The organism is Nocardioides sp. InS609-2 (assembly GCF_023208195.1).
Taxonomy (GTDB): Bacteria; Actinomycetota; Actinomycetes; order Propionibacteriales; family Nocardioidaceae; genus Nocardioides.
Window position 1 is genome coordinate 470178 of record NZ_CP060034.1, and the last position, 26650, is coordinate 496827.

The 26650-nt window shown below is 69.7% G+C and carries 29 protein-coding genes, 1 tRNA gene and 1 pseudogene; 14 read left to right on the forward strand and 17 right to left on the reverse strand.

The window, feature by feature from the left end:
• Nucleotides 1-5: 5 nt before the first annotated feature.
• Nucleotides 6-983, forward strand: a complete 978-nt coding sequence (corA, locus tag H4Q84_RS02530; RefSeq protein ID WP_248581833.1) for a magnesium/cobalt transporter CorA — start codon at nucleotides 6-8, stop codon at nucleotides 981-983.
• A gap of 4 nt (nucleotides 984-987) precedes the next feature.
• Here corA and H4Q84_RS02535 read toward each other — a convergent pair whose 3' ends face one another.
• Nucleotides 988-1812, reverse strand: a complete 825-nt coding sequence (locus tag H4Q84_RS02535) for an undecaprenyl-diphosphate phosphatase (RefSeq protein ID WP_248581834.1) — start codon at nucleotides 1810-1812, stop codon at nucleotides 988-990.
• Between the two features lie 115 nt (nucleotides 1813-1927).
• Here H4Q84_RS02535 and H4Q84_RS02540 point away from each other — a divergent pair, with 115 nt between their 5' ends.
• On the forward strand, nucleotides 1928-2875 hold the full coding sequence (locus H4Q84_RS02540; protein WP_248581835.1) for an aldo/keto reductase: 948 nt from the start codon (nucleotides 1928-1930) through the stop codon (nucleotides 2873-2875).
• Between the two features lie 4 nt (nucleotides 2876-2879).
• Entirely contained in the window at nucleotides 2880-3107 is a 228-nt protein-coding gene (locus H4Q84_RS02545) for a DUF5703 family protein (RefSeq protein WP_248581836.1), read from the forward strand.
• 197 nt (nucleotides 3108-3304) lie between these two features.
• On the opposite strand, the gene H4Q84_RS02550 is transcribed toward H4Q84_RS02545, so the two are convergent.
• From H4Q84_RS02550 to H4Q84_RS02570, 5 genes are all read right to left on the reverse strand, one after another.
• A complete protein-coding gene (locus tag H4Q84_RS02550; protein WP_248581837.1) occupies nucleotides 3305-4627 on the reverse strand; it encodes a M20/M25/M40 family metallo-hydrolase in 1323 nt (440 codons plus the stop codon).
• Between the two features lie 4 nt (nucleotides 4628-4631).
• Nucleotides 4632-5426, reverse strand: a complete 795-nt coding sequence (locus tag H4Q84_RS02555) for a hypothetical protein (RefSeq protein ID WP_248581838.1) — start codon at nucleotides 5424-5426, stop codon at nucleotides 4632-4634.
• A 1114-nt stretch (nucleotides 5427-6540) separates the two neighbouring features.
• Nucleotides 6541-7299, reverse strand: a complete 759-nt coding sequence (locus H4Q84_RS02560) for a GAF and ANTAR domain-containing protein (RefSeq protein ID WP_248581839.1) — start codon at nucleotides 7297-7299, stop codon at nucleotides 6541-6543.
• Between the two features lie 100 nt (nucleotides 7300-7399).
• Nucleotides 7400-7990 carry a class I SAM-dependent methyltransferase gene (locus H4Q84_RS02565; protein WP_248581840.1) on the reverse strand — a complete coding sequence of 197 codons (591 nt, stop codon included), beginning with the start codon at nucleotides 7988-7990 and terminating at the stop codon, nucleotides 7400-7402.
• 60 nt (nucleotides 7991-8050) lie between these two features.
• A tRNA-Leu gene (locus H4Q84_RS02570) sits at nucleotides 8051-8135 on the reverse strand.
• A gap of 104 nt (nucleotides 8136-8239) precedes the next feature.
• On the opposite strand from H4Q84_RS02570, the gene H4Q84_RS02575 reads away from it, so the two are divergent.
• On the forward strand, nucleotides 8240-8818 hold the full coding sequence (locus tag H4Q84_RS02575) for a LysR substrate-binding domain-containing protein (RefSeq protein WP_248581841.1): 579 nt from the start codon (nucleotides 8240-8242) through the stop codon (nucleotides 8816-8818).
• A gap of 4 nt (nucleotides 8819-8822) precedes the next feature.
• On the opposite strand, the gene H4Q84_RS02580 is transcribed toward H4Q84_RS02575, so the two are convergent.
• The 3 genes from H4Q84_RS02580 to H4Q84_RS02590 all read right to left on the reverse strand — a co-directional run bounded on the left by H4Q84_RS02580 (nucleotide 8823) and on the right by H4Q84_RS02590 (nucleotide 12473).
• Nucleotides 8823-10259: a GuaB1 family IMP dehydrogenase-related protein gene (locus H4Q84_RS02580; protein ID WP_248581842.1), complete on the reverse strand. Its 1437-nt coding sequence runs from the start codon at nucleotides 10257-10259 to the stop codon at nucleotides 8823-8825.
• Between the two features lie 71 nt (nucleotides 10260-10330).
• The gene (locus H4Q84_RS02585; RefSeq protein ID WP_248581843.1) at nucleotides 10331-11797 is read right to left on the reverse strand and encodes a S8 family peptidase; all 1467 of its coding nucleotides are present in this window, start codon (nucleotides 11795-11797) and stop codon (nucleotides 10331-10333) included.
• Between the two features lie 61 nt (nucleotides 11798-11858).
• The gene (locus H4Q84_RS02590) at nucleotides 11859-12473 is read right to left on the reverse strand and encodes a hypothetical protein (RefSeq protein ID WP_248581844.1); all 615 of its coding nucleotides are present in this window, start codon (nucleotides 12471-12473) and stop codon (nucleotides 11859-11861) included.
• A 97-nt stretch (nucleotides 12474-12570) separates the two neighbouring features.
• On the opposite strand from H4Q84_RS02590, the gene H4Q84_RS02595 reads away from it, so the two are divergent.
• Nucleotides 12571-12858, forward strand: coding sequence for a YiaA/YiaB family inner membrane protein (locus H4Q84_RS02595; protein ID WP_248581845.1), 288 nt, complete (start codon nucleotides 12571-12573; stop codon nucleotides 12856-12858).
• A gap of 95 nt (nucleotides 12859-12953) precedes the next feature.
• On the opposite strand, the gene H4Q84_RS02600 is transcribed toward H4Q84_RS02595, so the two are convergent.
• Nucleotides 12954-14165 (reverse strand): acyl-CoA dehydrogenase family protein, encoded by a 1212-nt coding sequence (locus H4Q84_RS02600; protein ID WP_248581846.1) that lies wholly within the window; start codon nucleotides 14163-14165, stop codon nucleotides 12954-12956.
• Nucleotides 14165-15532 (reverse strand): acyl-CoA dehydrogenase family protein, encoded by a 1368-nt coding sequence (locus H4Q84_RS02605; protein WP_248581847.1) that lies wholly within the window; start codon nucleotides 15530-15532, stop codon nucleotides 14165-14167. Before H4Q84_RS02605 ends, H4Q84_RS02600 begins: the two co-directional genes overlap by 1 nt.
• Before the next feature lie 91 nt (nucleotides 15533-15623).
• Between H4Q84_RS02605 and def the strand changes: the two genes are divergently transcribed.
• From def to H4Q84_RS02620, 3 genes are read left to right on the forward strand one after another with little or no spacing between them, the layout of a single operon-like run.
• On the forward strand, nucleotides 15624-16241 hold the full coding sequence (def, locus tag H4Q84_RS02610) for a peptide deformylase (protein ID WP_248581848.1): 618 nt from the start codon (nucleotides 15624-15626) through the stop codon (nucleotides 16239-16241).
• Complete coding sequence (locus H4Q84_RS02615) at nucleotides 16238-17044, forward strand: TrmH family RNA methyltransferase (RefSeq protein WP_248581849.1); 807 nt, start codon at nucleotides 16238-16240, stop codon at nucleotides 17042-17044. The genes def and H4Q84_RS02615 overlap by 4 nt, the downstream gene beginning before the upstream one ends.
• 54 nt (nucleotides 17045-17098) lie before the next feature.
• Entirely contained in the window at nucleotides 17099-17848 is a 750-nt protein-coding gene (locus H4Q84_RS02620; RefSeq protein ID WP_248581850.1) for a hypothetical protein, read from the forward strand.
• A gap of 7 nt (nucleotides 17849-17855) precedes the next feature.
• On the opposite strand, the gene H4Q84_RS02625 is transcribed toward H4Q84_RS02620, so the two are convergent.
• Together H4Q84_RS02625 and cobA are read right to left on the reverse strand one after the other, a co-directional pair.
• The gene (locus H4Q84_RS02625) at nucleotides 17856-18668 is read right to left on the reverse strand and encodes an RNA methyltransferase (protein WP_248581851.1); all 813 of its coding nucleotides are present in this window, start codon (nucleotides 18666-18668) and stop codon (nucleotides 17856-17858) included.
• Entirely contained in the window at nucleotides 18643-19887 is a 1245-nt protein-coding gene (gene cobA, locus H4Q84_RS02630; RefSeq protein ID WP_248581852.1) for a uroporphyrinogen-III C-methyltransferase, read from the reverse strand. The genes H4Q84_RS02625 and cobA overlap by 26 nt, the downstream gene beginning before the upstream one ends.
• A 147-nt stretch (nucleotides 19888-20034) precedes the next feature.
• On the opposite strand from cobA, the gene H4Q84_RS02635 reads away from it, so the two are divergent.
• A complete protein-coding gene (locus tag H4Q84_RS02635; RefSeq protein ID WP_248581853.1) occupies nucleotides 20035-20196 on the forward strand; it encodes a hypothetical protein in 162 nt (53 codons plus the stop codon).
• A 24-nt stretch (nucleotides 20197-20220) separates the two neighbouring features.
• Here the strand turns inward: H4Q84_RS02635 and H4Q84_RS02640 are convergent, their stop codons facing one another.
• Nucleotides 20221-20379: a hypothetical protein gene (locus H4Q84_RS02640; RefSeq protein WP_248581854.1), complete on the reverse strand. Its 159-nt coding sequence runs from the start codon at nucleotides 20377-20379 to the stop codon at nucleotides 20221-20223.
• Between the two features lie 77 nt (nucleotides 20380-20456).
• Between H4Q84_RS02640 and H4Q84_RS02645 the strand changes: the two are divergent.
• Nucleotides 20457-20679 (forward strand): annotated as a pseudogene (locus tag H4Q84_RS02645) (hypothetical protein); the annotation flags it as partial.
• Between the two features lie 296 nt (nucleotides 20680-20975).
• Nucleotides 20976-22952: a copper resistance protein CopC gene (locus H4Q84_RS02650; RefSeq protein ID WP_248581855.1), complete on the forward strand. Its 1977-nt coding sequence runs from the start codon at nucleotides 20976-20978 to the stop codon at nucleotides 22950-22952.
• Nucleotides 22953-23070: 118 nt separating this feature from the next.
• Here the strand turns inward: H4Q84_RS02650 and H4Q84_RS02655 are convergent, their stop codons facing one another.
• Nucleotides 23071-23673 carry a TlpA disulfide reductase family protein gene (locus H4Q84_RS02655; RefSeq protein ID WP_248581856.1) on the reverse strand — a complete coding sequence of 201 codons (603 nt, stop codon included), beginning with the start codon at nucleotides 23671-23673 and terminating at the stop codon, nucleotides 23071-23073.
• A gap of 304 nt (nucleotides 23674-23977) precedes the next feature.
• Between H4Q84_RS02655 and H4Q84_RS02660 the strand changes: the two genes are divergently transcribed.
• From H4Q84_RS02660 to H4Q84_RS02670, 3 genes are all read left to right on the forward strand, one after another.
• A complete protein-coding gene (locus H4Q84_RS02660) occupies nucleotides 23978-24505 on the forward strand; it encodes a TlpA disulfide reductase family protein (RefSeq protein ID WP_248581857.1) in 528 nt (175 codons plus the stop codon).
• A gap of 81 nt (nucleotides 24506-24586) precedes the next feature.
• Complete coding sequence (locus H4Q84_RS02665; protein ID WP_248581858.1) at nucleotides 24587-24811, forward strand: hypothetical protein; 225 nt, start codon at nucleotides 24587-24589, stop codon at nucleotides 24809-24811.
• Nucleotides 24812-24882: 71 nt separating this feature from the next.
• Nucleotides 24883-25056, forward strand: coding sequence for a hypothetical protein (locus tag H4Q84_RS02670; RefSeq protein ID WP_248581859.1), 174 nt, complete (start codon nucleotides 24883-24885; stop codon nucleotides 25054-25056).
• 233 nt (nucleotides 25057-25289) lie between these two features.
• Here the strand turns inward: H4Q84_RS02670 and H4Q84_RS02675 are convergent, their stop codons facing one another.
• Nucleotides 25290-26252, reverse strand: a complete 963-nt coding sequence (locus tag H4Q84_RS02675; protein ID WP_248581860.1) for a M56 family metallopeptidase — start codon at nucleotides 26250-26252, stop codon at nucleotides 25290-25292.
• Complete coding sequence (locus H4Q84_RS02680; protein ID WP_248581861.1) at nucleotides 26249-26623, reverse strand: BlaI/MecI/CopY family transcriptional regulator; 375 nt, start codon at nucleotides 26621-26623, stop codon at nucleotides 26249-26251. Before H4Q84_RS02680 ends, H4Q84_RS02675 begins: the two co-directional genes overlap by 4 nt.
• Between the last annotated feature and the right edge of the window lie 27 nt (nucleotides 26624-26650).

Here is a 26650-nt window from a genome sequence, read left to right on the forward strand (position 1 = left end):
GTGCTGTGATCGTCGACAACGCCCTGTACCGCGACGGAGTCCGGGTCCCGGTCGACTGCGAGATCGCCGACCTGGCCGCAATGCGCGAGCGCATCAGCCCGGGAGACTTCGTGTGGGTCGGCCTGCACGAGCCCACCGCCGACGAGATGCAGGAAGTCGCTGCGGCGTTCGACCTCCACCCGCTTTCGGTCGAGGACGCGCTGAACGCCCACCAGCGGCCCAAGCTCGAGCGCTACGACGACAGCCTGTTCCTCATCCTCAAGACGCTCTGGTACGTCGACGAGGACGACGCCGTCGAGACCGGCGAGATCAGCCTGTTCGTCGGTGACGACTTCGTGGTCTCCGTGCGGCACGGCACGGGCGGTGACCTCCACGCCGCCCGGCTGGGGCTGGAACAACGGCAGAAGGTGCTGATGCACGGTCCGTCGGCGGTCGTCTACGCGGTGTGCGACCAGGTGGTCGACCACTACGAAGAGGTCGCCGAGTGCCTCACCGAGGACGTCGACGAGGTCGAGGAGTCCGTGTTCAGCACCGACCGCACAAAGGACGCCGCCCGCATCTACGTGCTGAAGCGCGAGCTCGCAGAGGTACGGCGCGCCGTACTGCCGCTGCGTGACCCGATCGGCCGCTTCACCGGCGGCATGGTGCGCGGCATGGACCCCGAGGCTGGTCCGTACTTCCGTGACGTTGGCGACCACCTCTCGCGGGTCTCCGACACGATCGACGCGCTCGACCTGCTGCTGTCGACTGCCTTCGACGCGCACCTCGCGCAGATCTCGGTGCAGCAGAACGACGACATGCGCAAGATCTCGGCGGGCGCCGCGCTGATCGTCGTGCCGACACTCATCGCGGGCGTCTACGGCATGAACTTCGACCATATGCCCGAGCTGCACTGGACCTACGGCTACGCGTTCGCCGTCGCCCTGATGCTGGGTAGCTCCGCCGGCCTGCTCTGGCTGTTCAAGCGCTCCGGGTGGTTGTAACGGCTCAGGCCGTCAGCACGCCGGTCGCCAGCAGGATCAGCGTGGCCGCGCCGAGCGCGATCCGGTAGAGGACGAACGGCGTGTAGGACTTCGTCGAGACGTAGCGCAGCAGCCAGGCGATCGCCGCGTAGCCCACGACGAACGACACGACCGTCGCGACGATGGTCGGTCCCCAGCCATAGGTGTTGTCGCCGTTCGGGATCTCCTTGAGCTCGAAGAGCCCCGCCCCGACGACCGCGGGGATCGCCAGTAGGAACGCGTAGCGGGTCGCCGCCTCGCGCTCGAAGCCGAGGAACCGGCCCATCGAGATCGTCGCGCCGCTGCGGGACACGCCGGGGATGAGCGCCAGCGCCTGGGCCGCGCCCATCAGGATCGCGTCGCGCAGCGTCAGGTCCTTCATCTGCTTGTCGTCGGCGCTCGTGCGGTCGGCGATGCCGAGCACGATGCCGAGCACGATCAGCGTGCAGCCGATGATCCAAAGGTTGCGGAAGTCGCGCTCGATGACGTCCTTGAGGAGCACACCGAGTACGACGATCGGCAGCGAGCCGATGATGATGAACCAGCCCATCCGGGCGTCGAAGTGGCCGCGGTACTCCGGCTTGAAGAGCGAGACCACCCACGTCGACCCGATCCGCCAGATGTCCTTGCGGAAGTAGATGAGCACGGCCAGCTCGGTGCCGATCTGGATCACTGCCGTGAACGCCGCGCCCGGGTCGCCCCAGCCGAAGAGCTCGGGGAAGATCCGCAGGTGGGCGCTGCTGGAGATGGGCAGGAACTCGGTCAGGCCCTGGATGACACCGAGCACCACGGCCTTGAGGAGATCGAACACGGCGCAAAGCCTACGGGGGCTCCCGCCCGGTCTGACGAATCGGCAGCGCGCGGGCATCGGCGTGGCGCCGGGCCGGGTGCTCGGTGGTCGGCGAACGGGTCGCTAGCGTGGCGCCATGCAACAGCGCTCAATGGGCTCGACAGGGCTCAAGGTCTCCCGGCTCGGCCTCGGCACGATGACCTGGGGACGTGACACCGACGAGCACGAGGCCCGCGACCAGCTGATCTCCTTCGCCGAGGCGGGCGGCACCCTGGTCGACACCGCGGCGGGCTACGGCGACGGCGCGTCGGAGGAGCTGATCGGCACCCTCATCGGCGACGTGGTCGCCCGCGACGAGATCGTGCTGGCCACCAAGGCCGGCATCTCCCGGCGCACCGGCGAGCGGGTCACCGACACCTCGCGGGGCCATCTGCTCACCTGCCTCGACGCGTCGCTGCGTCGGCTCAAGGTCGACCACGTGGACCTGTGGCAGGTGCACGTCTGGACCGACGAGACGCCGGTCGAGGAGACGCTGAGCGCGCTCGACCTCGCGGTGGCCACCGGCCGCGCGTCGTACGTCGGGATCTCGAACTACTCCGGCTGGCAGACTGCGCAGGCGGCCACCTGGCAGCGCGCGGTGCCGGGGCGCACTCCGCTGGCGTCGACGCAGGTGGAGTACTCCCTGCTCAACCGGGCCATCGAGCACGAGGTCGTCCCCGCCGCTGCGGCCCTGGGCCTCGGCGTACTCCCCTGGTCGCCGTTGGGACGCGGCGTGCTCACCGGCAAGTACCGCAACGGCACGCCGTCTGACTCGCGCGGCGCCTCGCCGCACTTCGCGAACTTCGTCGGCAACTACCTCGACGAGCGTGGCCGCAGCATCGTCGAAGCGGTCTGTCGCGCCGCCGAAGGACTCGGTTGGAGCCCACTCGAGGTCGCGCTGGTGTGGGTGCGGGACCGACCAGGGGTCACCGCGCCCATCGTCGGTGCCCGCACCGCCAGCCAACTGTCAGGCGCCCTGGGAGCGGAGGAGCTGGTCCTGCCCACCGAGATCGTCGACGCACTCGACGACGTCTCTGGAGAATGAGGCCATGAGCCGCGCCCACCGCCGCCCGCCCACGACCCGTGGGGTGGAGTGGGAGTTCCAGAAGGTGACGTTCTCCCGTGAGTTCCCGCGCGGCGTCGTGACCAAGTTGCTCGGAGAACGGGCCGAGCACGGTGGCTGGGAACTCGACCGCGTGCGCATCGGCCCCGACGGCACCCGGCGCGTGGTGTTGCGACGCAAGATCATCCGGCAGCGGCTGACGCTGTCGATGTGAGTCACATCTGCCTCAGGAGTTGCGGCGCGGTTGCGGTTTGGTCCCAAACCGCAACCGAAACGGTTCAGAGCATGCGGTTTGTGACCAATCCTGGAGGGTGCCGAGCACCCTGGCCCTGACGACTGCATGCTGCGGTTTGGTCCCAAACCGCAAGTCGAGCGGGATCAGGCATGCGGTTTGTGGCCAAACCGCAACCCTCAGACGTCGTCGAGGAACCGGTCGAAGACCCGTGCGCCGAACTCCAGCGCATCTACGGGCACCCGCTCGTCGACGCCGTGGAACAGCGCGGTGAAGTCGAGATCTGACGGCAGCCGCAGCGGCGCGAACCCGTAGGACCGCATGCCCAGCTTGTTGAAGTGCTTGGCGTCGGTGCCACCGCTCATCGTGTACGGCGCAACGATGGCGTCGGGGTCTTCGGCGATGATCGAGCGGGTCATCGCATCGACCAGGCTGCCGTCGTACGGCGTCTCCCAGGGCGGCTGGTGCGAGAGGAAGTCGATCGAGATGTTCTCGCCGCACAGCTCGGCCAGGGTCGCGAAGAACTCGTCCTCGTAGCCCGGCAGGAACCGGCCGTCGACGTGCGCGCTGGCCTCGGTCGGGATGACGTTGACCTTGTAGCCGGCGTCGAGCTGGGTCGGGTTGGCGGTGTTGCGGATGACCGCGCCGAGCATCCGGGAGGCGTCGCCGAACTCCTCGATCAGCGCCTCGGCGTTCTCGGGCGTGGCGGTCGTTCCGGCGAGCGACGCCACCGACGCCAGCAGCACCTCCATGGTGGGGGTGAGCCGCACCGGCCACTGGTAGGCGCCGATCCGCGCGACCGCGCCGGCGAGCTCGGTCACGGCGTTGTCGCGGTTGATCATGGAGCCGTGGCCCGCCCGGCCGCGTGCGGTCAGCTTCATCCAGGCCATGCCCTTCTCGGCGGCCTCGATCAGGTAGACGCGTTTGCCACGCACGGTGGTGCTGAAGCCGCCCACCTCGCCGACCGCCTCAGTACAGTCCGCCAGTTCGTCGGCCAGGTCCTCGATCAGTGCCTCGGCGCCGTTGTGGCCCCCGGCCTCCTCATCGGCGGTGAACGCCAGCACGATCGGCCGGTCGGGCACCCGGCCCGCACGCGCCCTGGCCCTCACGACCGAAAGCAGCATCGCGTCGAAGTCCTTCATGTCGACCGCGCCGCGTCCCCAGACGTAGCCGTCGCGCACCTCACCCGAGAACGGGTGCACCTGCCAGTCCTCCGCAGCAGCCGGTACGACGTCCAGGTGGCCGTGCAGCAGCAGCGGCGCGCCGTCGCCGGATCCCCAGCGAGCGACGAGCGAGGTACGGCCCTTGTCGCGCTCGTGCAGCTTGGCGGAGATCCCGACCTCGTCGAGCAACCCCGCGACGTACTCCGCAGCCTGCCGCTCACCGGGCCCCTCGGCGTCGCCGTAGTTGGACGTGTCCATCCGGATCAGCCGGTGGCAGATGTCCACCACTTCCCCGGCCGGGTCGGGCGCGGACTGCGTGGTCCCCTCAGGCGTCGTCATGGGTTCATCCAACACGACGAAATGACAGACCCGCCCTGGCGAGGGCCTCCCGCAGCCGGTCCATCGCGAATGGCCCTACCCCGTGCAGGTCCGCCACGTCGCGCTCGGTGACGCCCGTCAGTGACTCGAGCGTGGTGAGCCCGGCAGCGGTCAGCGCGCGGGATGCGGGCGCCCCGGTGCGCGGCAGTGGAGTGCCCGTCGGCGGAGCGGGCCGGTCTCGAGGCGGCCGGCCGTGGTCGACCACGGCGATTCCTCGCGGTGACAGCCGGTAGCCGATGTCGAGCGACTGGGTCAGCCCGCGCTCCTTGAGCTTGCGTACGTCGCGCTTGAAGTTCGCGGTCTGCCGACCGACCTGCTCGGCCAACTCCGGCGCGCGGCGACCCGGGTTCAGGTCGATGAGGTCCAGAGTCGTGCGGGTCCACGGACCTTCGGAGGACGACGCGTCGAGCCGATCCAGCCACGCCTTCAGGGTCGCGATCTCCTCATCGTCAGGCACCGTCTCGCGCAGCACCTCACGCGGGTCCCGACCGCCGTGTCGCAGCCCGACCCGGAAGACCAGGTCGTCCGGGCGCGCCGCCAGGGCACCGAACAGCTCAGCCAGCGACGCAGCCCCGGCTCGGCGAGCGTCGTCCTCGGTCAGCGACTCCGGCTCCACCTCGTCGACCGACGTCACCTCCACCAGGCCCACGCTGGTGCGCATCTGGGTGCCGACCTTGAGCCTCGGCCGTGCCCAGCGCCGGAACGCCAGGTCGATCTCGCCTCGCACGATGGCCGCCAGCTCGGCGGGTCTGATCATCATGAGGTCAGTCCATCATGACCACGTCACCTGGTGGCACCGACGACCTTCTCCCTACCCCACTCGCTGGCGTGCGCCGTTCGGGCCGGCTGCTGCAGAGTCACTGTCGCGGAAGGCATCGCATCACCCTCCCGGGTCACGCGGGCAGCAACTTCAGTCGGTGCGGGTGCGCCGCGCCGAGAAGTGCCGCAGCGCCTGCCCGAAGTCGTCGGCGGTGAACGCGGGCCACATCTTCGGGCTGAAGAAGAACTACGCCTTGGCGGTCTGCCACGGGAAGAATCCGGTTGCCATCCATCACCACACCCACGTGGGTCGGCAGCGGCATCTGGTGCGACGAAGCGGTGCGGCGCCTGCGACGTCGGCCCGCGACGACAGACATGCGGTTGAGACTAACCGCGACGGACGTCACACCAGGGGTGCTTCTCCTCGTTGTGCCGATGAAGCCCGCCCTCTTGGGGGGTTGAGGCCGATGAAGTCCGCCAGATCAGGGTGGGATAGGCGGACTTCACCGGTGCTCTCGGGGCGAGCTCCAACGGTGTCTTGGGAGGGGCTGGTCGAGGTGGTCGAGGTGCTGAGGCCTCGACGCTGGGCGGGGACCACGAGGTGAAGGTTGTCGTGTACGGCGCCGCTGCGGGAAAGCCTGCGGCCGGGGTCGAGTAGGTCGAACATCCTGCCCACGCTGGCCGACATCCCGGTCACCACAACGTGGCCGGCTCGACTCGCGTCGCAGATCAGTCGGGCGCAGCTCACGTCACAGAACTCGAGCCGGCTGAGGTCAATGATCAGGACGTCCTCATCACTACTCGAGACTGCGCGCGTCAGCGCGACCTGCAGCTGGAAGCGCGTGGAGAGATCACCCTCGCCAGACAACGACAGGACGGTCGAGCGACCGCGGTCGTGGCGGAGCGGCCACATCAGGTGTGGCGCAGCAGCAGCATCGGCACTCATCGCTCTACCCGTCTCGCGTCCGAGCTTGCGGGATGCACGCGGAGCCCAACCGATGCGCAGATGCTCAGCGCTGGCTGCGGCACTCGTCAGCGAGCGCCATGGGCGGCTGTGGTTTCAGCCACGGTCAGCATAGCCACTTCCGCGGGACACGAGAACCCGCGCGGTGCTGTCAATCCAACTCACTTGCCGGCTGGCTGCTTGCCTCCCGACTGCCACACGACATCTCGTCCACAAGGTCGCTGGCGTCTCGCAGCTTCCGATGCTGCGTCTGCGACAGCTGCCTCAGGTGGTCGAACGCCTCATCCGGATCGCAGCCGCGCTGCGCCATCACGATGCCCTTGGCCATGTCGATGACGGCCCGTGACGTGAGCGCCTCCCTGAGATTGACAGCGGCCGTCCGAGCCCGGGTGAACGCCTCGGCGTTCGCCAGCACGATCGCGGCCTGCTCGCCGAACAACGCCGCCGTCCCGGCCGACGCCTCGTCGAAGGCCCACGCCTGCAGTGCGTAGATGTTCAGGGCACCCAGCTGGGCACCGTGGGCGGTCAACGGGACCGCGACGACTCCCCTCAGTCCGTGACCGAGTGCCGCAGCCGTGAACCGCGGCCAGCGCTTCTCGAGTTCGAGGCTCTCGATCAGCACCAGCTGCTGGGTCCGAAAGGCCTGGAGGCAGGGTCCCTCGTCCAGGGCGTACTGGATCTCGTCGATCCGACGTACGAAGTCTCCGGCGACGGTCACGGTGCTCGGCTTGCCCGTGACTACCCAGGTCACGCCGGCGCCGTCCGCGCCGTACACCACGCGCACTGACAGCTCGGCCACCCGCTGCAACGACTCGTGCAAGGACTGTTCGGAGACGACGAACTGACCCAGCGCAGCAAGACTCGCTGTGAGTTCCGACGCAGTCGCGTCGCGCCCATGCTCGTCTGCCATGAGCCTGCTCCCAATGCCTCAAGGCGCCCGGACGCACCCTCCCATCGTGAGATGGTGCCACGCCGCGGCCGGTTCGCAACAGGGAACTGGACCATCCGACCTAGGAGACGCGCAGGACGCTCACCGCGAAGTCCGAGGCATCGGTGAAGGGATCGAGGTGCCAGGTGGCAAACCTCTGCTCCAGCACCAGCCCGGTGGCTTCGACGTCCTCGTCGAATCGTGCATAGGGGTAGATCTCGGGGTCGCGCCGGAAGCCGAAGACCAGGCGTCCACCCGGTCGCACGTGATTGCGCAGCCGTTCAAGCACGGCACGCTCGCTCCCCGGAGCCAGGAACACCATCACGTTCCCCGCGGAGACCACGAGATCGAAGGGCTCCGCGTCGAGCGACAGGCTCGCGAGGTCGGACACGTGGTAGCTCGGTCCGGGGTGATCGGCCTCTGCCGCCTCGATCAGGACGGGGTCGACGTCCACGCCCACGACCTGGTGTCCGCGACGCTGCAGTGCGCCTGCCAGCCGGCCCGTGCCGCAGCCCGCGTCGAGCACCCGGGACCCGGGCTGCAGCATCGCGTCGACCAGCCGGGCCTCGCCCTCGAGGTCAACGCCCTCGGCGGCCAGGGTGCGGAACCGCTCGACGTACCACTGCGAGTGGCCGTCCTTGGTGTCGGTGAACCAGCGTGGTCGATCGCTCATCGGCCCATTCTCCCGCCTGTGAAATGAACAAAAGGCCCCGTGGAGCCGGGGCCTTCTGAGTGTCCGAGGGGGGACTTGAACCCCCACGCCCTATACGGGCACTAGCACCTCAAGCTAGCGCGTCTGCCAATTCCGCCACCCGGACGAGTGCGGGTGAACAGTAGCAAAGCAACACCCCGAGTTCTGAATCGGGGGCGAGCCCGAGAACGGTCGCCGCGCCCGGTTCACGACGACGGATACGGTGGCGGCGTGACTGACGGTCTGCGGGTGGCATTCGTGACGGGAGCGGCCCCCGACAAGTGGGCGTCCCGCTGGCGCGAGCGCTCGCGTACCCGCCTCACGCTGACAATGATCGAGGAGTCCGAGCAACGCCGAGTGATAGACGACGGCACCGCCGACATGGTCATCGCACGCCTCCCGATCGACGACGCCGACCTGCACGTCGTACGCCTCTACGAGGAACTGCCGGTGGCGGTCGTCTCGGTGGAGCACCCGGCCGCGGCGTACGACGAGCTGACGATCGCCGAGCTGCTCGACGAGCAGTTCGTGCTCGGTCCCCCTGCCGGCGTCACGCCGACGGTCGACCAGCTCGACTACCCGCCGATGAGCCAGCAGGACGCAGTCGAGGTGGCCGCCAGCGGCACCGGCGTGGTCGTGCTGCCGATGTCGATCGCGCGGCTCTACCAGCGCAAGGACGTCGCCCACGTGCTGCTGACGGACCTGCCGTCCACGCAGATGGCGCTCGTGTGGAAGAAGGACCGGGACGACGCGGAGACCCAGGCGTTCGTCGGCGTCGCCAAGGGTCGTACGTCGCGCAGCTCGCGCTGAGCCGCTACCAGGACGTCGACAGCGGGCGGCCCTCGTGGAAGCCGGCCGCACTCTGCACTCCGACCACGGCCCGCTCGTGCAGCTCCTCCAATGTCGCGGCGCCGGCGTACGTGCATGCCGATCGCACGCCCGAGCAGATCTCGTCGATCAGGTCTTCCACGCCGGGGCGAGCCGGGTCGAGGTACATCCGCGACGACGAGATGCCTTCCTCGTAGAGCCCCTTGCGCGCCCGGTCGTACGCCGACTCGGCGGCGGTCCTGTTGGCCACGGCTCGCGCCGAGGCCATCCCGAAGCTCTGCTTGAACAGCCGCCCGTCGGCATCCTGGAGCAGGTCACCAGGTGACTCGTGGGTGCCGGCGAACCACGACCCGATCATCACCGCCGAAGCGCCCGCGGCGAGGGCGAGCGCCACGTCGCGCGGGTGCCGCACTCCCCCGTCGGCCCACACGTGCTTGCCGCGGGCCCGCGCCGCCGCCGCGCACTCGAGTACGGCGGAGAACTGGGGCCGTCCGACACCCGTCATCATCCGGGTGGTGCACATCGCGCCCGGCCCGACGCCCACCTTGACGATGTCGGCACCGGCGTCGATCAGGGCGTCGGCGCCCTCGGCGGAGACGACGTTGCCGGCAGCAACGGGCACGGCCGGGTCGAGCGCGCGCACCTCACGGAGCGCGTCGATCATCCGGTCCTGGTGACCGTGCGCCGTGTCGACGACCAGGCAGTCGACGCCTGCGTCGAGGAGCGCCTTGGCCTTCACCCCGACGTCTCCGGTGACGCCCACCGCGGCCGCGATGCGCAGACCACCGGAGGCGTCCACGGCTGGCGTGTACAGCGTCGCCCGGAGGGCGCCCAGCCGCGTGAGCACTCCGGCGAGCGAGCCGTCCGACGTGACGGCCACGGCCATCGGCGTACGGGCCGAGTCGATGCGGTCGAACGCCTCCCGCGGGTCGGTGTCGTCGTCGATGCGCACGAAGGACGGGTTCATCACGTCGCGCACCTGCGCGAAGCGGTCGACGTCGGCGCAGTCGGACTCGGCCACAACGCCGATCGGGCGGCCGTCCTCCACGACGACGGCTGCGTGGTGGGAGCGCTTCGGCATTAGCGACAGCGCCTCCGCCACGGTCTGGTCGGGCGCCAGCTCGATGGGAGTGTCGAAGACGAGGTGCCGACCCTTCACCCACGCCACCACGTCGGAGACGACGGCGATCGGGATGTCCTGCGGGATCACCGTCAGACCACCGCGTCGCGCGATTGTCTCTGCCATCCGCTTGCCGGCGATGGCGGTCATGTTGGCGACGACGAGCGGCAGCGTGGCACCGGTGCCGTCGGCGGTCGCGAGGTCGACGTCGTACCTGCTGGCGATCGCGGAGTGCCGCGGCACCATGAAGACGTCGTCGTAGGTCAGGTCATGGGGCGGAGCCTGGTCATGTAGAAAGCGCACGGGCGCCAACCTACCCGCTAGGGAGGAAGGCGCCCGTGGCTGCACAACCGTGGTGCCGGGTCGGGCGTGGGTCAGGGCAGCGAGTTCGCCGCAGCGACCACGTCGACCAGTCCGGTGCCCTTGTCGAAGGACGTCGTGACTCCCCCGCTTCCGGACTCGTACGGCGCGCCGAAGGTGTACTTGTAGGCCGTCGACTTCATCGCCGACTCGACCTGACCGGGCGTCGAGCCCGGCGACTTCTGGAAGAGTTGCGCGACGATGCCGGCGATGTGCGGCGCAGCCATGGACGTACCGCTGATCGTGTTGTAGTTGCCCGCGTCGATCGGGTCCATCCCGGTCGAGCAGATCACCAGGTAGATCCGGCAGGACGACGTGATCGTGTCGCCGGGAGCCGAGATGTCGGGGTACGTCGACCGGTCGCCGCTCCGGCCGCGCGAGGAGAACTCGCTGACCTCACCGTCACGGGTGCCGGTCTCGAGGTCGTTGTACGACGCCACCGAGATCACGCCGCCGGTCGGGTCCTGGCCGGGCGGGTTGGAGAAGCTCTCGGAGCCGTCGCCACCGTCGTTGCCGTTGGCCCACACGGTCGCGACACCCTCAGCGGCGAGAGCGCGCTGGAGCTTGACGGTCGCGGAGTTCGGGTCGAACGCGCCACCACCGGTTGGGCCGTAGGAGTTGTTGGTGACCTTGATCGGCGGGCACGTGGCGGCCGAGACACCGGGGCCGCACGGTGCGGCGTGGTTCTCGAGCACCCAGTTGAGAGCGGTGTCGGCACCGAGGATGACCAGGGCCGCGCCGGTGGAGAGCGACACGATGTTGGCGCCGGGAGCGGCACCGTGGAGCTGGCGACCGTCCGCGAGCGTGGTCGGGCGACCGGCGATGATGCCCGCGACGTGCGTGCCATGGCCGCCGACCGACAGCGTGTCGGTGTCGACCGAGTTCGGAACCGTCAGCACCTGGCAGGCGGCCTCGAGCGGGTCGCACAGCACCTTCTGGTTGCTGACGACGGCCGAGGTGCCGTCGGCGTCCCGGAGGTAGGGGTGGGTCGGGTCGACACCGGAGTCGATCAGGCCGACGCTGACGCCCTTGCCGTCCAGCGCGGTGCCGTCAGCACCGCTGAGCGTGGCGAGGGCCTCATCGCCCCGGGTCGCCTTGTTCGAGGTGAACTGGGTGAACTCGATCTCCTGGTTGCCCTCGAGGTAAGTCACACCGGGCTGCAGTCGCGCGGCGGCGATCTGCGCCTTGGTGCCGCGGGCCGCAACGACAGCGATCTTGTCGAAGCTGGTCGTCTCTGTCATCCCGGTGCGGGTGATCGCGGAGCGAGCATCCTGCAGGGTGCGGCCGTGCACCAGCACGGTCAGCTTGCCGCTGGTCAGGTCGGCGAGCTGGCTGGCCAGGAAGCCCTGGACCGGCGCGCGGGCCGAGCCGAGGAGGCCGGTCTGGGTGGCGCTGACGGACGGCGAGGCGGGGACGAGCAGGGCGGCGGCGGCAACACCAGTGGTGAGAGCTGCGGCCAGCAGTCGCGCTGTTCTACGCATGTGTTCAACTCCTGCGCTCGGGGCGATCGGACGCCCGCACAACGCGCCAGTAGCAAGGAGGTCACGCCGAGATCGGCGGCACCCGCAGCCCGACGTCACGCAGCTCGAGCTCGGCCAGCGCGCGGACGACGCCCTGCTCGCCCCGGCGCCACGCCCCGGCCGGGTCGTCGCTGATCCGCCCGAGGACGTGCATCGGCTGGTTGGCCAGCGCCCGCAGGGCGAACAGGTCGAGGTCCTCGCTGGCGTCGATGAAGCGTGCTCCGGCACCGGCGTCGCGGGCGAACCGCCAGCGTCTCGGCAGGTAGAACGCACCGACCACCAGGATCGGGATGAGCGCGATCGAGACTCCCAGCCAGAGCGCCAGCTTCTCCACCGCACGCACCTCCGCGAGTCCGGCAGCAGCCAGGTCGTCGGACGCGCCCGATGCCTGGTCGAACGGCGCCGCGATCCCGTCACCGATCAGCGGTACGTCGTCCAGCCTTGCCCCGGCGTCACGCAGCCCGGACGCCATCGACGCCGCGGACTCGGCCGCCTGCCGCCCCGGCGCGGCGAGCGCCATCGTGCCGTCGTGGACGGTCGATCCGATCCACACCCAGCCGACCAGCCACAGCAGGAACAGCAGGTCGGTGAGGAGCTGGCGGGTGCGGCGCGCGGGTGTGTCGGCGTACAGCTTCATGACTCCATCCGACCATGAGGAGTTGGGTAGGTGTACTCACCCGCGGGTGCGTACCGGGCCGGGTCACGGCCCGCCGGATCGCGGACAGGGTTGACCCATGAGCACACCGAACCAGTCCAGGAACACCAACGCCTTCTACATGCAGGCCGGCATCTCCTTCGGCATCGCCCTGCTGACGATGGTCTTCGCGATCATCTACCTGCCCGTCGACCCGTGGATCCGCGCGTTCCTGGGCATCGGCACCCTCTACCTGACGACCTCGGCCTTCACCCTCGCCAAGTGCGTGCGTGACGCCCAGGAGAACCAGTACGTCGTGTCACGCCTCGACCAGGCCCGCGTCGACAAGATCCTCGCCGACCACGACCCGTTCAAGGTCGTCTCGTAACCGACCCTGGTTTCGAGACGGGAAATCGTCCCTCCTCAACCAGCAACAACGAAGGCCCACCCGCAGCAGCGGGTGGGCCATCGTCATGCCCTGGGCTACTTCAGCTCGGCGGACGAGAGCCCGAGGAGCCGTCGGGCGATGATCAGCTGCTGGATCTGCTGGGTGCCCTCGAAGATGTCGAGGATCTTGGAGTCGCGCGCCCACTTCTCGAGCAGCTCGCTCTCGCTGTAGCCAACTGAGCCGCACAGCTCGACGCACGAGAGCGTGACGTCGGAGCCGACCCGGCCGGCCTTGGCCTTGGCCATCGAGGCTTCGAGCGAGTTGGGCTTGCGGTTGTCGGCCATCCACGCGGCCTGCATCGCGAGCAGCCGGGCGGCTTCCCAGTCGGCCTCGAGCTGCAGGAACTTTGCCGCCGCGGCGCTCTGCACCTGGGCCGGCCGGTCGTAGTCGACCTCGACGCCGGCCTCCTTGAGCAGGTCGTGCGTCAGGTCGAGGGCGGCCTTGGCACAGCCGATTGCCATGCCGGCGACCAACGGACGGGTGTTGTCGAACGTCGCCATGGCGCCGGCGAAGCCCTGCTTGTCGTCGATGTCGGGGCTGCCGAGCAGGTTGCCGGCCGGAATCCTGCAGTCGGTGAACGTGATCGCCGCGGTGTCGGAGGCCCGGATGCCGAGCTTGTGCTCGAGCCGCTCGACGTTCATGCCGGGGGTGCCCTTCTCGACGATGAACGACTTGATAGCGGCCCGGCCCTGAGAGCGGTCGAGGGTCGCCCACACGACCACGCTGTCTGCACGCTCGCCGGAGGTGACGTAGATCTTCTCGCCGTTGATGACGTACTCGTCACCGTCGCGTACGGCGGTCGTGCGGATGTTGGCGGAGTCGGAGCCGGTGCCGGGCTCGGTGATCGCCATCGCCGCCCAGGTGCCGCCGAAGCGCTTGATCTGCTCGTCGTTGGCGACCGAGGCGATGGCGGAGTTGCCCAGCCCCTGGCGCGGCATCGAGAGCAACAGCGCGGTGTCGCCCCAGCACATCTCGGCGATCGACAGCATCGACGCGAGGTTGGCGCCGTTCTTCACCGCGCCGTCATCGGCCTTGTCGTCACGGCGTACGCCGGAAGCGCCGGCGCCCTCGGACGACCCGGACTCGGAGAGCCCGTCGATCATCGCCGCGAGCATGTCGAGCTCCTTGGGGTACTCGTGCTCGGCATGGTCGTACTTGCGGGAGATCGGGCGCAGCATGTTCATCGCGACCTGGTGGGCGTTGTCGATCAGCCCGCGGTGCTTCTTGGGGGTCTCGAGGTTGATCATCAGAGGAGCACCCCGCCTTCCATGAATCCGATGGCCCGGAGGTCGCGGTACCAGCGCTCGACCGGGTGCTCCTTGACGAAGCCGTGACCGCCGAGCAGCTGTACGCCGTCGAGGCCGATCTGCATGCCCTTGCTGGCGCAGAGGTTGCGGGCCAGCGCCACGTCGCGGGCGATGTCCTTGCCCTGCGCGGCCCGGCTGGCGGCACGCCAGGTGAGCAGCCGCATCGACTGCAGCTCGATCGCGATGTTGGCGACCATGAACGCCACCGACTGTCGATGGGCGATGGGCTCGCCGAACGCCTCGCGCTGCTTCACGTAGGGCGTGACGTAGTCGAGCACGGCCTGGCCGGTGCCGACGGCGAGGGCGCACCAGGCCAGGCGCGAGAGCCGCACGCACTCGGCGTACGTCGTGCCGTCGGTCGCGCCGAGCACCTCGGCTTTGGCATCCGTCAACGTAAGGGTGGCGAGCGAGGCGGCGCGCACTCCCATCGACGGGTCGGCCTCCACCTGGAGGCTGTCGCCGCCGGACTCAACGAGGAAGAGCGTGGGCCGCCCGTCGAGCAGCGCGCCGACCACGAAGAGCTCGGCTTCGGCACCGCGAGGAACCATCGACTTCACGCCGGTGATCGAGTAGCCGTCGTCGGTGCGGGTGGCGGTGGTCGCCGGCGTCATGACGTCGAAGAGCACGGTGGGCTCGGACAACGCCAGGGCCGCGGCCGGTACGTCGTCGCCGGTGAAGGCCGGCAGGTAGGTCTGCTGCTGCTCGTCGGTGCCCCACAGGCCGAGCGCGGTGGCGACGGCGCCCGGTGCGAGGGTGGCGACGGCGAGCCCCATGTCGCCGTGGGCCAGGGCCTCGGCGACGAGCGCGCCGGCTACGGCAGATCGCTCATCGGAGATGCCACCCAGACTTTCGGGCACGCCCAGGATCGGCAGCCCGATCTCGAGGCTGGCGGCGAGGAGCTCTTCGGGCGCGGCACACGCCTCGTTTGCTTCGGACGCGGCCGGGCGGATGACATCGGCAGCGAACTCGGTGACCACGCCGACCAGCATCTGCTCGTCCTCGGACGGCGTCAGGTCGAACAGGCCGGTCGCCTTCGCCACGGGCACGCGGACCCCGTCGGCACCGCGCTTGCCCTGCCGAGAGAAGGCCCGGCCCGCGGCGGTGGCCGTCCTGAACCCGTTGCGGGTGGCGGAGTAGACGACCTGCTCGGCCTGCTTGCGGAGGCCGACGCGGTCGATCAGCTCGCTCTGGGCCAGCCTGTTGAGGGCGGCCACGGCGAAGCCGATCGGATCACGGCTCTCGCTCGAGGAGAGCCCGAAACGAGCGCCGGTGCGGCCAGGGGGACGCAGCTTGAAGAGGTTGGGCATGCGCTCAATGTAACTCTGAGTTACACATAGCGCCACCGTGCCTCCCGGTGTCGCTGCTCACTGCTGCGTCGGGGCTCATAGGATGCCGCCCATGCCGCGCAAGAACGCCGAACCCACCCTGCGGGCGCCGTACGGCCCGCTGCCCGAGGGTGGCACCGTCCGCCCGATGACCCGCTGGGGCACCCCCGTCATGCACAGCCCGCAGGCGCAGGTGACGGCGTACGACGACGCGCTGAGGTCGCTGGCCGCCGACATGGTCGCCACGATGTACGCCGCCGACGGGGTCGGCCTGGCCGCGTGCCAGATCGGCGAGGACGTAGCGATGTTCGTCTTCGACTGCCCCGATGACGACGGCGAGCGCTGGATCGGTGTGGTGTGCAACCCGGTCATCACCCTGCCCGAGGGCAAGGACCGCCGACTCGACGACGACGACGAGGGCTGCCTGTCGTTCCCGGGTGCGTTCGTTGAGTGCCCGCGGCCCGACTCGGCCCGCGTCGACGGGTTCGGGCTCGACGGCGATCCCGTGACATTCGAGGGCGAGGGCCTGCTCGCGCGCTGCCTCCAGCACGAGACCGACCACACCTACGGAACAGTGTTCGCCGACCGCATCTCGGCCAAGGCCCGCAAGAAGCTCCAGAAGGCGCAGGACAAGACGGCTGACGACTTTCCGCCCGAGTGGCCCGTCGGCGAGACCGGCGCAGACGCGTGAGCGCACCGCAGCGCGTCACCACCCGCAACGCCCGCTTCCAGCAGTGGGAGGCGCAGCTCACCAACCGCTCGAAGCGGCACCGCCTCGGTGAGTTCCTGGTGCAGGGCGTCCGCCCGATCACGCTCGCTGTCGAGCACGGCTGGCGAGTGAGGACGCTGCTCCACGACGGACGCAGCCAGACCTCGGCGTGGGCGGACAACCTGTGGGAGACCCTCGACGCCGAGCGGTTCTTCGTGGCTCCCGAACTGCTGGCCGAGCTCGGCGGCAAGGACGAGTCACCGGAGCTGGTGGCCGTCGTGGAGATGCCCGAGGACGACCTGGAACGCCTGGGTCACCATACGCAGCACGGCCCGGTCGTGGTGTTCGACCGGCCCGCCAGCCCCGGCAACATCGGCACCCTGGCACGCTCGGCCGACGCGTTCGGTGCGGCCGGTCTGGTCATCACCGGACATGCGGCCGACCCCTACGACCCGCAGTGCGTGCGGGCCAGCACCGGATCACTCTTCGCGCTGACGGTGGTCCGGTCTCCCGGCCACGCGCCGGTCGTCGAGTGGGCGCAGGAGCACGGCTACCGCATCGTCGGCACCGACGAGTCCGGCACGGTCGACGTCGACACGTCCGACCTCTCGGGTCGGGTGGTGCTGGTCGTCGGCAACGAGACGCACGGGCTCAGCCAGGGCTGGCTCGAGGCCTGCGACGAGATCGTCAAGATCCCGATGGCCGGCAGCGCCAGCTCGCTCAACGCCGCGACCGCCGGCTCGCTGGTGCTGTACACCGCGATGAGGCAGCGCACCCCCTCCTGAGCTTCACCCAGAGTGGGCTTGCGGAGCCGGCCGGAACGCGAGCCCAATGGACTGGTGAGCACGATCGTTCATGGTCGCAACGCCGGTGAGGCTCCGTCGTACGGCGAAGAGCTGGCGGAGCTGGTGCGCGTGATCGTGGTCGCGGGAGTGCCGCTCGGGATAGTGGTCGGAGGCATCGGGAGCCGGCTGGCGATGCTGCTGCTGCGATTCACCTCGCCCGACAACCTCCGGGGCACGCTGACCGACGACGAGTTCGTGGTCGGTGAGCTCACGGTCGGCGGCACGTACAACCTGCTGGTGCTCGGCGCGGCGATGGGCCTGATCGGGGCGGCTGCCTACGTCGCGGTCAGCCCGTGGCTGATCGGCCCGGAGTGGTTCCGGTCCGTCACCGTGGGCGTCACGGCCGGCGCACTCGTGGGTGCCCTGATCATCCACCCGACCGGCCGCGACTTCACGCTGCTCGAGCCCACCTGGCTGGCTGCGGCGCTCTTCGTGACGCTGCCCGCGGTGTTCGGCGTCCTGCTCGTGTACGCCGTCGACAGAGCTGCTCGTCCCGGGCACTGGGCAGCCCGGGACGAGCGCCGGTGGCTGGTTCCTGGCATCCTGCTGGTCGTCGTCGCACCCGTGCTGTTCGTGGGCATACCGGTCGCGCTTGCGGTGGCCGTGTTGCTGCCGTTGCGACGGGGGCTGCTCGGGCCGATCCGCGAGTCACCCGTGGTGATGTTCGTGTTGCGCGCGGCGTTCTTCGTGATCCCGGTGCTGGCGTTCGTAGCGTTGCGCGACGACCTGCTGCTTTTGGAGTGACCGCAGCTCACCCAGCGGAGCGGCGGGCGGCGACGTAGCAGGCGACGGCGGTCGCAGCGGCGACGTTGAGGGAGTCGATGCCCGCGCGCATCGGGATGATCGCCCGGCGGTCGGCGCTCTGCTCCCAGCGACTGCTGAGGCCATGGCCCTCGGAGCCGAGGACCAGGGCCAGCCGGTCGACAGCGGCCACGGCGTCCTCGACGGGCACCGCGTCGGGCGCGAGGGTCAGCGCCACCGTGGTGAAGCCCGCGTCCCTGAGCGCCGGCAAGGCGTCATACCAGTCGGGGAGGCGGGTCCAGGGCATCGTGAAGACCGCGCCCATCCCGACCTTGATCGCCCGGCGGTAGAGCGGGTCTGCGCAGCGCGGCGCGAGGAGTACGGCGTCGAAGCCGAGGGCCGCTCCCGAACGGAAGATGGCGCCGACGTTGGTGTGGTCGACGATGTCCTCGAGCACCAGCACGGACCGCGCGCCGGCGAGCACGTCGTCGACCGACGGGAGGGCGCGGCGTTCGAGTGAGGCCAGCGCGCCGCGGTGCACGTGGAAGCCGGTGACCTCCTCGGCCAGCGCCTCGGTGAGCACGAAGCACGGCGCGTCGGTGGTGGCGAGCACGTCGTCGAGGCCGTCGAGCCAGCGCTCTGCCATCAGGAACGAGCGCGTGGTCAGGCCCGCCTCCACCGCGCGGCGTACGACTTTCTCGCCCTCGGCCAGGAACAACCCGTGCTCGGACTCGATGTGCTTGCGGAGCTCGACGTCTCGGAGGTCGCGGTAGTCGGCCAGCCGCGGGTCGGCGGCGTCAGTGATCGGGGTGAGGGTGGCCATCGTCGGCAAAGTATCCAGCACGGGCGACGCGCACCACTTCGCCGATCACGATGATCGCCGGCGGCGCGACCTTTTCGGTCGCCATCCGCTCGGCCAGGGTGCCGAGGGTCGCAAGCACGGTGCGCTCCGAGGGCATCGTGCCGTCGACGATCACGGCAACCGGCGTGCCTGGGTCCCGGCCACCTTCTAGCAGGGCGTCGGCGATGGCCGGGGCGTTCTCGACCGCCATCAGGAGCACGACCGTGCCGCGAAGTCGCGCGACCGCGGGCCACTCGACGAGCGACTCGGCGTGACCGGGCGGCAGGTGGCCGGAGATGACGGTGAAGTCGTGGGCGACGCCGCGATGGGTGACCGGGATCTGTGCGACACCGGGCACGGTCAGCGCGGACGACAAACCGGGGATCACCGTCACCGGCACGCCCGCCTCCTGGCAGGCCAGCAGCTCCTCGTAGCCGCGGCCGAACACGAAGTTGTCGCCGCCCTTGAAACGGATGACCCGCTTGCCCTTGCGGGCGCGGTCGATGAGCAGCTCGTTGATCTGCTCTTGGCGCGCCGACCGGCCGCGCGGCAGCTTGGCGACGTCGATCAGCTCGACTTCGGGAGCCAGCTGGTCGAGCAGCTCGCGGGGAGCCAGCCGGTCGGCCACCACCACGTCGGCACTGGCCAGCGCATGGCGTGCGGCGACGGTGACGAGCTCGGGATCGCCGGGTCCGCCGCCGACGAGTACGACGCCTGCCGTCGTGTCGAGGGCACCGGTCGCGCTCAGCTGGCCGTCGCGCAGCGCGGTGAGGATGTCGTCGCGCAGGGCAGCCGACTGTTTCGGCTCGCGGTTGCCCAGCACGGCCACGGTCACCGAGCCGTGCCGACCGGTGGCCGGCGTCCAGGCGGTGGCCAGGGTGGCGTCGTCGCTCCGGACGCAGAAGATGCGGCGTGCGTCGGCTGCCACCGTGATCGCGGCGTTGGCGTGCGGGTCGTTGGTGGCGGCGATGACGTACCAGGCGCCGTCCAGGTCGGCGGCCTCGAAACGGCGCAGCACGAGGGTGATCTCGGCAGCCATGCCCTCGAGTGCCGGCGTGACCTCGGGAGACACCACCGTCACCACCGCACCCGCCGCGATCAGCGACGGGACCCGTCGCTGGGCCACGTGGCCGCCGCCGACAACGACGACCTTCTTGCCGCTGAGTCGAAGGCCGGTGGGGTACGGCGGATGGTCGGTCACGCACCCATTGTTCGTCGTCGCGCCCCAGGCCCTGGCGACAGTCCGAGTCATGAGCATCAGGCGCCCTGTCGCACCCAAGCCGTGTGCCTACCGGGGAAAGGGCCAGGCCTCTGGAGCGAAGACGAACCGAGCCAAGCACATCGAACGTTGAGCAACCACGGCGGCGAGTGGATCACCTGGCCAGACGCAGTAGCCCTGGCCCGGGTCCCCGTGCCGACCATCGACTGGCACACCCGCAGTGGACGCATCAAGACGCGACCCCAGCGCGGCCGCCGGCCCTCGGCGAACCGGGCCAGCGTGATCGAGTGAGCGACCCGGTACGCCGAACGACAGTCAGACCGATTGACCCGCGGAGTCAAACCGCTCGAGCGAGACGCTGAGGTCCTGGTCTCGCGAGAGCGGCGCGATCTGTGGGTGGAGTACGACGAAGCCACCGCCATGCTCCAGACGTCGCCCGCCGGCGTGCGGGCTCTGCGACGCCGGGGTGGTCATGGCCGAGGTCGAGGCCGGGCGCGCACTGTGGCACAACCGGGTCCTGGTAGGTGCTCTGGTCGAGCTTCGGCTGAAGCTCGAGCGCAATGGAGTCGTCCTTCGCGCTGCTGCAGAAGAACGTCCTCAACCAACGCACCTGGGCCACCCGCCAGCACCTGCGGATCGCGATCGTGACCTGGATCGAAAGGACCTACCACCGCCGACGACGCCAAGACGCTTGGACGATTGACCCAGACCATGGCCGCGGCGGACCGCACTGGCGCCTCGTTCCGGAACATGCGAACGCCCGCGCGCGCCTAGCTCACGGTTGGTTAGTTCCCGGTTGGCTCAGCTGGTTGACCTCAACTTCGTTCATTGTTCTACGATGCCGGATAGTAGTGTGACGTTGCCCCCGCCAGGGATCGCCGCCCTGGCCTCAGTGACCGATCGAGGATGACGCGTTGAGCCCCTCCCCACTGGCGACGGTCCCCGTCTCAGCGGACCCTGCCACCCCGGTACCGCGCGCCGACCTGGCTGGCGTGGGGTCCGGCAGGCGGACGCGCGGTGCGGTGGGGTGCGCACGCGTTGTTGTTCTGGCCCGGACATTCGGCCTCATCGTGGCGGTCGGACTGGCGATCCTCGCGGCTCCCGCGCCTGCGGCGCAGGCTCATGCCACGTTGTTGTTCACCAGCCCCACCGTCGACGGCGCTGTCCCCACCTCGCCCGAACAGATCCTGCTGGTGTTCGACCAGGCCGTCGTGCCGGCTCGGTCCACACTGACGCTGACCGGGCCAGGCCGCGGCCAGGTGCCGGTGGGTGCGGCAACCTCGGGATCCAACGGCCAGACCGTCAGCGTTCCGGTGGCCGGCACCCTCGAAGAGGGCGAGTACCTGGTGGGGTGGCAGGTGACGGCCGCGGACGGCGACACGATGATCGGCGGGTTCCGGTTCGCGGTGGGTTCGACCGCCGGGCTGAGCCTGGGTAGCGGCGGGTCGGTGGCGACCCGCGGCGCGCCAGCGATCACGGGGCTGCGCTGGGCGCTGTTCCTCGGGTTGGCCCTGGCCCTGGGCGGCCTCGTCGGCACCCGGCTCGCGAAGCGAACCCGGCGGCCGGGCTCCTCGCCCCCCGAGCGCGGAGGAGAGCCAGCCCCTTGGGTGCGTCCGGGATTGTGGCTGAGCCTTGCGGCGGCGGCCGGACTCGCAGTCCTGTATCTGGGAGACGGCTCGCTCCGTACGAGTCTCGGCACGCTGTCGGTCGCGCCCTTCCTGGCCTCAGGGCCGGGCCGCTTGGCCGGCCTGGAAGTGGTCGCGCTGGTCGTCGCGGTAGCACTCGCGGGTGTTCGACGAGATGCGTGGGCGGCGGGCCTCGTGGCCGCTGGGGTGGCGGTGGCCGAGGGATTCCGGGCGCACCCGCAGGCTGCGGCACCGGGATGGGGGGCGACGTTGATCTCGGTTCACCTGCTGGCTGCGGCGGTCTGGGTCGGCGCGTTGATCCATGTGCTGCGGGTTTCGCGGTGGCGCAACAGGCGCGGCCAGTCGGCCGGACCGCTGGTCCGCGCCTACGCCCGGCTTGCTCTCGCGCTGTTCCTCGCGGTCCTTGCCACGGGGACCATCAGTGGACTGCTCCTCATTGGTCTCGACGACCTCGTCCCCACGCTTCGGGACACCGGCTACGGACGCTGGCTACTGGTCAAGCTCACCTTTGTGATCGTGGTGGCGGGTCTGGCGTTGTGGGCCAGATGGCACCTGGCCAGGCGTCCCGATCGCCGCCAACCCGCGGCCACGGCCCGGGTGGAGGTGGTGCTGCTCGCCGCGATCCTGGCGTTCTCGGGGGTACTCACGGCTCGAGCACCGCCGGCAGCAAGCGACCTGCCGCTGCCGTTCCCGCCGCCGGCCGTCGGCCCGGTGGAGGGAGTGGGCAGCCGCGCGGGCTGGATCGGCGTAGGGGCCATTGCGAGCTCGGGGCAGCTGCTGGTCCGCCTGACCACCCCCGACATCAGCAGCGCGGTCGCCCCACAAGACAACGAAGACTACGAGCTGGTCGGCAACATCACGGACATGGCCACCCAAGAGGCCGTGAAGCTGGAGTTCCGACGCTGCGGGACAGGCTGCTTTGTCGCCCCCGTGGCGTGGACAAGGGGGGACCATACGGTGACCCTTGAAGCCTCTTCCCAGCACTTCGAGGGCGGCACCACCGCCCTCCCCGTGGCGTGGCCCGCCCGACAACGCCCCGCATTGCTGCAACGGGTGGTCCGCGCGATGCGCGGAGTTCCCCGACTGGTCGTGCATGAGCAGGTCACGAGCGACACCAACGCCGGGCTCGGTATCGAGCAACCTCTGAAGATGAGCGGCCGCAAGTACCTCGGCGTCGGGCCTTACGGTTCCGGAGTGGCGCCCACGGTGGTGGTGCTGAGCCGCAGCCGCACCGAAACCACGCTGGCGCTGGGCTACCCGGGCGAGGGCACCTACATTCGCCTGACGTTCGATGAACGAGACCGGATCGTGCGCGAGGCCCTGGCGCCGCCCAATCACCTGATCTCACGCACTCTGGTCTACCCCCAGCCCAACGACGAGCACGACCTCCACCGGCAATGAGCCCGGCAGTCGGCGCTGGGGCGCGTGCGACGGTCCCGAGCATCGGCGCATCGGCGCCACACAGGGGCCCGCGCCGGTCTCGCGGCGCACTGCACGGCCAGAGAGACCTGCGACTGGTTCAGCTGTTCTCGGCGATCACGCTTTCGAGGAGCTGGATCAGATCGTCGTCCTCGAAGGGCCCGATGTGCTTCTCAAGCACGCCTCCGTCGGGGCCTAGGACGAGCGTGACCGGAATGCCAGGGATGCGCAGGCGCCCGAGCAGCACCGAGTTCGGATCCGCCAACTGCGGATACGTGACGTCAAACTCGTCGAGAAAGTTAGCTGCGGGCGCGGGTGCGTCGGCGGTGTCGACCCCGACGAACTGCACCTGACCGCCGAGCTTCTCATATGCCGCGGTCAGCAGCGGCATCTCTTTGCGGCAGGGTCCGCACCAAGACGCCCACAGGTTGATCAGCACCGGTCTCCCGCGCAGTTGTGCCAGGTCGACCGCGGGGCCACGGGTGAGGCAAGGCAACCGAAGTGACTCCAGCCCGTCGTCCGGGCTGGTCGATCCGTGAACGGCTAGGCGCTCAAGCACGCCGCATCCTTCCAGCCCTGCCACCTTCACCGGTTCCCACCGATAGTCGGTGGTGCCGCGGGGCGACGCGCTGGTTGGCCCATCAACGACTGGTCCCCCGCACCCGCTCAGGACCATCACGGCGAGCATGATCAAAGCGATCACGGGATACACGGAGCCCCGTGGCCCTGGCAGCCACTGCATCTCCGGTCGGGCGGCCTCCCGCGGGCAAGGCCCGCCGAGGTCGACCCTGCCCAGCATCATCGCCCCATTCCGCACCCTGATGTCCCTTCACCGGCCCGGCACCCGCGTTCTACTATATGCCTTAGTAGATTCCGATTCAGGCGCGACCCCGCATCTCGCTCACACCCAGTCAAGGCGCGAAGAGAGGAATCGCGTGGTCCCCCGTCAGCCCACGGCGTTTCGCCCCACGAGACGCCTCGTCGCCGTCTCGACGTTGGCGCTCATTGTGTCCGCATGCTCCGACACCCACCAAGGAGGAGGACCCGGCTACATCACGGGCGAGGGGGTGGTCGAGCAGATCCCGGTCGCCGACCGCGTGCCGCTGCCGACCCTCCAGGGCGCCACGCTGGATGGCGGGAGCTTCGACAGCCGTGACCACGCCGGCACGTTGCTGGTGGTCAACGTGTGGGGGTCGTGGTGTCCCCCGTGCCGCAAGGAGGCCCCAGGACTGCGTCGAGGCTGGGAGGAGACCCGCAACCAAGGGGTCCAGTTCGTCGGAATCGACGTGCGGGACAACGACGCAGCCGCGATCGCCTACGAGCGCCGATTCAAGATCACCTACCCCAGCATCACCACCGCCGACTCCGGGCCCGCGCTGCTGGCGCTCGGATCGATACTGCCGGCCAATGCCATCCCCAGCACGGTGGTCGTCGACCGGGACGGCAAGGTGGCGGCTCGTGTCATCGGGGGCACCACCTACCTCACCCTGCGCGATCTCGTGGACGACGTCCTAGCCGAAGCCAATCGAGGTTGATGTGGCCCCCAAGTGGTCTACGATGTGTCTTAGTAGTTAGTGCCGGGCTGGACCGGCCTCCCGACCCGAAAGGTGAAGTCCGTGGCGGAACTGCTCTACCCATTGGCCCTGCTGGCCTGTCCCATCGGCATGGGCCTGATGATGTTCTTCATGATGCGCGGCAACAAGAACGAGCCCCCGCACCCCCCAGCGGCGGCCGACGAGCTCACCCAGCTGCGCGCTGAGGTGGACCAGCTCCGCGCCGGGCAGCCGAACCCGGTGCCGCACGAGTCCTTCACCGGCCTCGAGGCCAGGGGGCGCCGCTGATGGACTGGGCGCTTCCCCTGGCGATCATCGCTGCCTCACTTGGCCTCACTTACTTTGCCTGCATCCGGCCGATGCGACGCGGACACTGCGCCATGCTGCCCCAGCAGCGGGCCACGGGGGCCACCGACAGCAACGCGGAGATCGCGCGCCTCCGCGCCGAGGTGACCCAGTTCCGTGAGCAACAGCGCCTCGAGACGGGTCCGACCGCAGGTGCAGGAAGGCCGCCGGTCAACACGGACGGCTGAGCCGCAGTTGAGAACTGAGCACCAGCGGCGCTGCAGGCGTCGCGATCGCATCCGTCGCACTGACCTACGTGATGTCCATCCGGCCCACGCGCCGAGGCGGTGGCGCCATGACGCGGGCCTACCCGGTTGTTGCCCAGAGACCGACACCCGCGACGAGAACGAGATGCGCCGCCTGCGCACCGAGATCGACACCCTGCGTGGGAGAGGGTCAGCTGAGCCCCACGACCCCTCGGTCAGCCAGCCAGCGAAACCGGACAGTAGCCCGACGAGGCGACGGCAACGGCCGGGGCCGCGGCAACCGCCAGCGGGGCCGTGGCGAGGAGAACCACGCCTACCAGCGCGAGCAGCCTCTCGGGGCCGGCGACTGGACGGTCGGCCCGGACCAGCCGTCGAACCCGGGCGATCGCCGTCGAGCCGCCCGCCCCAAGTGCGCCCGCCGGCGCCTGGGACTCGGCCAACCGGACCAGCGCCGTCGCCAACCCGAGTCGGTCCGCGCCACGTCGTACCGCGGTGTCGTCCGCGATCATCTCGGTCAACTGCGCGATCTCGACATTGGCGAACCGCAACGTGGGGACGAACGGGAGAGCGGCCCGCAGCCCGGCGGCGACCTGGTTGACCAAGTGGTGCCTCCCGCTCAGGTGCGCCCGCTCATGTGCAAGGACCGCAGCGATCTGGGCGTCGTCGAGAACGGCAAGTGCCGCCGTGGTCACGACCACTCGACCGCGCCCCCCACCGGGGAGGCAGTAGGCCACACAGGCGGAGTGGTCGAGAACGAGTACACCCAGCACGGTGTCCGCTCTGGCCACCAGACCCAGGCGTTGGTGCTGATGGACCCGGACGTTTCGCGCGGCCCAGAACGACTGAGCCAGGACCAGGGCGACGCGGGCCGTGACCCCCAGGGTCAGGACCACGCCGACCACGCCGGCAGTGACGCCGCCCGGGGTCGAGTACTGCTGGCGCAGCAACATGGCACAGGTGTCCAGGACGGTGGCCAGATCCGGGCCGACAGGCGAGACGGGGACGGCGAGCACCAGTCCAGCAAGCGTCACGGCGGCGAGAATCGACCAGCTCAGCGACTGCCAAGCCAGGACGCCGAGACGAGGGGCCCGCTCCGGCCAATGTGCGCGACGTAGCCAGGCGCCACCCAGCGTGGCCATGGTCAACGCGTAGAGCAGGAGTGCGACCGACGCTCTCACGGGCGCGACCGCTTTGAGGACGACGGCGGAGCGAGCGCCTTTCGCAAGGCCTCCAGCTCCCCGTCATCGATCTGCTGGACGAAGTGCATCAAGGTGGCGGCCCTGTCCCCACTGGTCGCGAGCACCCCTTCCATCAGGTCTGCCGTGTGCTCCTCACGCGACCGCACTGCCCGGTAGCGGTAGGCGCGCCCTTCCTGCTCTCGGCTCAGGATGCCCTTGCGGTGCAGGTTGACCATCACGGTCATCACCGTCGTATAGGCGATGTCCCGCTCGCGCTGGATCTGCTCGAGCACCTCGCGCACGAGCACTGGCCTGTCCGTCGCCCACACCCGCGCCATCACGACGGCCTCCAGCTGTCCGAGCTGACGCATCGGCGTGTCCCCTTCAGTGTCCGGGCC

Coding starts and splice junctions, on each gene's coding strand:
- H4Q84_RS02540 (WP_248581835.1), top strand. CDS start 1,928: ATGCAACAGCGCTCAATGGGCTCGACAGGGCTCAAGGTCTCCCGGCTC.
- H4Q84_RS02545 (WP_248581836.1), top strand. CDS start 2,880: ATGAGCCGCGCCCACCGCCGCCCGCCCACGACCCGTGGGGTGGAGTGG.
- H4Q84_RS02550 (WP_248581837.1), bottom strand. CDS start 4,627: ATGACGACGCCTGAGGGGACCACGCAGTCCGCGCCCGACCCGGCCGGG.
- H4Q84_RS02555 (WP_248581838.1), bottom strand. CDS start 5,426: ATGATGATCAGACCCGCCGAGCTGGCGGCCATCGTGCGAGGCGAGATC.
- H4Q84_RS02560 (WP_248581839.1), bottom strand. CDS start 7,299: ATGGCAGACGAGCATGGGCGCGACGCGACTGCGTCGGAACTCACAGCG.
- H4Q84_RS02565 (WP_248581840.1), bottom strand. CDS start 7,990: ATGAGCGATCGACCACGCTGGTTCACCGACACCAAGGACGGCCACTCG.
- H4Q84_RS02585 (WP_248581843.1), bottom strand. CDS start 11,797: ATGCGTAGAACAGCGCGACTGCTGGCCGCAGCTCTCACCACTGGTGTT.
- H4Q84_RS02590 (WP_248581844.1), bottom strand. CDS start 12,473: ATGAAGCTGTACGCCGACACACCCGCGCGCCGCACCCGCCAGCTCCTC.
- H4Q84_RS02595 (WP_248581845.1), top strand. CDS start 12,571: ATGAGCACACCGAACCAGTCCAGGAACACCAACGCCTTCTACATGCAG.
- H4Q84_RS02600 (WP_248581846.1), bottom strand. CDS start 14,165: ATGATCAACCTCGAGACCCCCAAGAAGCACCGCGGGCTGATCGACAAC.
- H4Q84_RS02605 (WP_248581847.1), bottom strand. CDS start 15,532: ATGCCCAACCTCTTCAAGCTGCGTCCCCCTGGCCGCACCGGCGCTCGT.
- def (WP_248581848.1), top strand. CDS start 15,624: ATGCCGCGCAAGAACGCCGAACCCACCCTGCGGGCGCCGTACGGCCCG.
- H4Q84_RS02625 (WP_248581851.1), bottom strand. CDS start 18,668: ATGGCCACCCTCACCCCGATCACTGACGCCGCCGACCCGCGGCTGGCC.
- H4Q84_RS02640 (WP_248581854.1), bottom strand. CDS start 20,379: ATGACCACCCCGGCGTCGCAGAGCCCGCACGCCGGCGGGCGACGTCTG.
- H4Q84_RS02670 (WP_248581859.1), top strand. CDS start 24,883: ATGCGACGCGGACACTGCGCCATGCTGCCCCAGCAGCGGGCCACGGGG.
- H4Q84_RS02680 (WP_248581861.1), bottom strand. CDS start 26,623: ATGCGTCAGCTCGGACAGCTGGAGGCCGTCGTGATGGCGCGGGTGTGG.